Origin of the sequence: Maribacter sp., from assembly GCF_049667165.1 — a bacterium.
Taxonomy (GTDB): Bacteria; Bacteroidota; Bacteroidia; order Flavobacteriales; family Flavobacteriaceae; genus Maribacter_A.
In genome coordinates this window covers 1-4,516 of the sequence record NZ_JBATHS010000187.1, presented here as the reverse complement: position 1 = coordinate 4,516, position 4,516 = coordinate 1, and the positions used below count along the sequence as shown (strand labels likewise).

Annotated in this window: 5 protein-coding genes; 1 reads left to right on the top strand and 4 read right to left on the bottom strand. The window is 42.3% G+C overall.

Annotated features, from left to right (window positions below; translation table 11 throughout):
• From WBM98_RS09730 to WBM98_RS09715, 4 genes are all read right to left on the bottom strand, one after another.
• Window positions 1-598: CaiB/BaiF CoA transferase family protein (locus tag WBM98_RS09730; protein ID WP_424365828.1), on the bottom strand; the 598-nt coding region annotated here is incomplete at its 3' end.
• A 21-nt stretch (window positions 599-619) separates the two neighbouring features.
• Window positions 620-1,762: a CaiB/BaiF CoA transferase family protein gene (locus WBM98_RS09725; RefSeq protein WP_424365827.1), complete on the bottom strand. Its 1,143-nt coding sequence runs from the start codon at window positions 1,760-1,762 to the stop codon at window positions 620-622.
• Between the two features lie 5 nt (window positions 1,763-1,767).
• The gene (locus tag WBM98_RS09720; RefSeq protein ID WP_424365826.1) at window positions 1,768-2,922 is read right to left on the bottom strand and encodes an ABC transporter substrate-binding protein; all 1,155 of its coding nucleotides are present in this window, start codon (window positions 2,920-2,922) and stop codon (window positions 1,768-1,770) included.
• 15 nt (window positions 2,923-2,937) lie between these two features.
• Window positions 2,938-4,008: an L-rhamnose/proton symporter RhaT gene (locus WBM98_RS09715; RefSeq protein ID WP_424365825.1), complete on the bottom strand. Its 1,071-nt coding sequence runs from the start codon at window positions 4,006-4,008 to the stop codon at window positions 2,938-2,940.
• A gap of 103 nt (window positions 4,009-4,111) precedes the next feature.
• Between WBM98_RS09715 and WBM98_RS09710 the strand changes: the two genes are divergently transcribed.
• A partial coding sequence (locus WBM98_RS09710; protein ID WP_424365824.1) for an IclR family transcriptional regulator occupies window positions 4,112-4,516 on the top strand: 405 nt, incomplete at its 3' end.

Below are 4,516 nucleotides of genomic sequence, written 5' to 3'. Positions count from 1 at the left end.
TTACCGAAACTTTAGTTCCCAATCCGGTTTTAGCCCTTTTTAACAAAGCCGCAAGTATTCCTTGGGCCAAATGCGCACCGGCCAATATGTCAACAATTGCCAAGCCGACTGGTACAGGGCCATCTGTATTCTTGCCATTCAACCAAGTTAAACCCGATAATGACTGTACTAAAAGATCTTGTCCTGGTTTCCTTTTCCATGGGCCTTCGGTTCCATAGCCCGAAATTTCCCCATAAACGATGTTCGGATTTATTTTTTGAATCGTCTTATAATCAAATCCCAAGCGCTCAATTACGCCTGGTCTAAAATTATGGACCATCACATCTGCCCGTTCTATGAGTTTTAAGACCCGTTGTTTATCTTCCTCGTTTTTCAAGTCGGCTTCAAAACTTTCCTTGTTCCTATTAATGGCTCTAAAGATGGAAGATTCCCCGTTTAAACTAACATTTGAAACGTACAACTGGCGGCAAATATCACCAAGTACCGGTCGTTCTACCTTGATTACCCGGGCGCCTAAATCGGCCAATCGTAATGTGGCCGAAGGGGCGGATAAAAATTGGCTTAAATCTATAATCAATATGTCTTTCAATGGTTTCATAAGTGCAATGATATCATAGATTTATAAATTGAATTCTTTGATCAAGTCCTCTGTATGCTGTCCAACCCTTGGTGCTGGTCGCGAGGCAAAAATTCGCCCATCATCCAAGCGAATGGGACAACGGGTCGTATGGACTTCTTCCCCTGAGAGCAAGGGTAATTTCTGGTCCATTTTCAAAACCTGATACGCTTCATGGCTCAACAATGTTTTGTAATCAAATACATTGGAGCACCAAATACCTTCAGCCTCTAAAATAGAGAGCCATTCTTGGGAATTTTTTTCAATCAGGAATGATCTTAAAATAGCCATTATCTCATCCCTTTGGGTAAACCAAGAGTTCGAATCTGTAAATACATTCAATGCCGGACAACCCAAAACATTCCCTAAGGTCAGCACCGATCCCATGGCTAAGGAAATATAACCGTCCTTTGTTTTATAGACGCCATAAGGAGCCCCAAGATATGCATGTGCCGAACCCTGTTCAGCCCTTTGAGGTTTTTGATGCCCATCGTTCAAATAGGTGGTGATCACTTCAAATTGAAAATCCAATGTAGATTCCAGCAAACTAACCTCAACAAGTGCACCTTTCTTGGTTTTTTCACGTTTCAAAAGACTTGCTAAAATACCTTGCGCCAAATGTGTTCCCGTAATTATATCCGAAATCGCCGCCCCAACAGGTACAGGATCGTCGTTCTTGTTTCCCGTTAAATTCGCAAATCCAGACATGGACTGTACCAAGAGATCCTGCCCTGGTTTTTTTGCCCAAGGCCCCTCAGTACCATAACCGGTAACCGTGGCATAGACCAATTTGGGGTTTATTGATTGAACCGTGGCATAGTCCAATCCAATCTTTTCCATAACGCCTGGCCGAAAATTATGGGTCATTACATCTGCTTGTCCGATCAGTTTTTTTATCCGTTCCAGATCTTCTGGATCTTTCAGATCGGCCGCGTAGGATTCCTTATTTCTGTTTACCGTATGAAAAACGAGACTACTACCGTCAAGAAATAAGTTCTTCAACGCAATCTGCCTTCCTGCCTCCCCGTGAATTGGACGCTCTATTTTAATGACCCTAGCTCCCAAATCCGCTAATTTCAATCCAGCGGATGGCCCTGCCATAAACTGGGCGAATTCAAGTACAAGTATGCCTTCAAGTGGTTTCATAATTTCTATTTGTCCAGTGATTTTATATATAAGGTATTTAATTTGTCCAGCAGGATTTTCTCACTACCCCCATTCATTAAATAGTCCCTGATTGGAGCACCGGCCCTGTCCTGAAAATACATGTGCCCATTATAACGCGGTCGAAGAAAGGCCCTATCCAAGGTTGGCAATGTGTTTTTAAAGAAATCTGCAGTAAGGCTATTAGTATGCGCATCGATCCAAGCTTTTCTGTGTCCAGGTTGCCCTCCGCCATCAAAAAAGACCGTTTTTTGACAGGCCTCTGAGCCTACATATTCAACATATTGTATTGCGGTTTCCAATTCTTTGGTGTCTGCTGAAATTGCCAACCCTGTTCCGCCAAGCGTTGATATGGCCTTACCCAATCCTTTGATATCAACCATGTCATGAAAATGCAAAAGTTTTCTGGCATACCCTTTTCGACTATAGTTGGAATAGCCGTATGCCCAAGGGCAATAGGCATATTTATCTGTCAAGGTCATCGCCTCATAGATTTGAATGGGATTCCAATCAAAGATTTTTGGGTCCATTTCAAGGGCCAATTCCCTCAGCAATTGTAAGGCTTTGATACCTATTTCTTCACTAACAACTTGTTCCTTGGTAGTACATACATCCTCACCCAAGGTGCAGCACATCATGTAGAAATTCATCAAGGTATCCTGGGGAATACCTGGCATGACGACCAATCCCTGCTTTGCCAGGTGCAAGAGTTCATTATAAGTTTCAGGTAATTTCAATCCCTTTTCTTTAAAGATATCCGGTCTACTGGAGGCAACCGGAGTGGCAGCATCAACGGCCAATGCATATTGGTGTCCGTTGGAAGTATAACTTTCATGCGAACGACCCACTGTATTTTCTGCTAAATCCGCCATAAATTCTTTGGACAGGTATTCATCCAATGGTAGAATAACGTTTGTCTTACCTGCAAAACCGGCCCAAGGGTGATCAATGATCAATAAATCGAAACGTTTGGCCAATTTATCAATGGGTTCATCAGCAAAGGCTTGCAACGACCTCTTTTCCCATGCAATGTCAACATTGGGGTGCAACTCACAGAACCGTTGTGCGGTGGCAACCATTGACGTGAAACCCCGACTGTGGTTCCACGTTATTCCTTTTAATTCTATTCTTTTAGTGTTCATAGTTGAATTCTTGATTTAAAGACTTGATGATATGTCAGTGCCTAATTTGCTTCCGTATGCCATAATGATGAATGAGATGACCAAGGTGATAAGCGCTATGATCAATGTAAGATTGGTTCGTCTGGATACTTGTTTCCATTCTTTCATCACGATCCCCACGATATAGCTGAAAAATATCAGCATGGACATGTGCAATACCCAACTCGCAAATTTGTAGGCTCCCATTTGTACATGACCGATTCCATAAAAGAAAAATTGTCCGTACCATAGTGCCCCGCTAAGTATGGACATGCCCAAGTTGAGGTAAAAATGCTTTTTCCCAATGCTTTTGACATCAATGATTTCCTTGAGTGTTCCTTTCTTGATTCCTACGACTGTAAACCAGATAAAATTGGTAATGAACGCACCACCGGTTGAAAGTATCAGGTTTGCATTACCTTCAAAATTACCGGCCCCATAGGTTCCGGCAATTTCTGCCACGGGGGCCCCAACTTCAAGTGAAATGCCAAAAACGGCTGATAGTACTCCGGCAATTAGGGTCAGTGTCAACCCTTTCTTCATGTTAAAGGTCAAGGGCTCTGCCGAGTTAGCGTTACTTTTCTTCAGATCTTTCTCTTTTCTATAACCGGCAACACCACAGGCAATGATTCCCAAAAGCGCGAGACCCATTCCGAAAAAGATGGTATAACCTCCCGGGCCGTTGAATTTTTGTGAGAGTTCCCCGTGCATAATTAGGGGCACAATCGTACCCAAAATCGCAGATATTCCTATTGAAATCGTATAGGTAAGGGAGTAACCTATATGTCGTATGGCGAAACCAAAACACATGCCCCCAAATCCGTAAATGGCACCTAAAAGGGTTGCGTTTATCAACACATCCGAGGAAGCATCGCGAAATACATCCATTAAGTTGGGAACCGTTAAAAACCCAATCAAAAAGGGGAATATAAACCAGGCAAACGACGCTTGTACCAGCCAGTATGAATCCCAGGACCATTTTTTCACTTTTTGGTACGGTACATAACAGGTAGAGGCTGCAACGCCACCTATTGCGTGAATTAAAGTACCAAGTAAGGGATTCGCCATATATATTGATTTATAAATTCATATACAAATATGATTTTTATATATGAATATTCAAAATATTTGAATACCTTTTTACCGAAAAGTATTTACACTATTTTTGACCATGGCTGAAACAGTAGCAACCAAGTATAATGCACCTGCGTTGGATAAAGGTTTGGATATCTTGGAACATTTGTCCGACGTAGGGGTTCCCCTATCACAAGCCGAAATCGCGCAAGGCATAGATAGAACCCCTAGTGAGATTTACAGAATGCTTATTTGCTTGGAAGAGCGAGGGTATTTGCTCAGGGGAAGTAATGCAGGAAAATATAGACTCTCACTAAAAATGTACAGTTTGTCGCACAGACATACTCCTTTTGATGAGCTCAAACGTGTGGCGCATTACCCGATGCAGGAATTATCGGAAACTACAAGGCAATCTTGTCATCTGAGTATTCTGGACAATGATCGATTATTGATCATTGCCCAGACCAGAAGCCCAAGTGCGGTATCATTATCAATTGAAGAA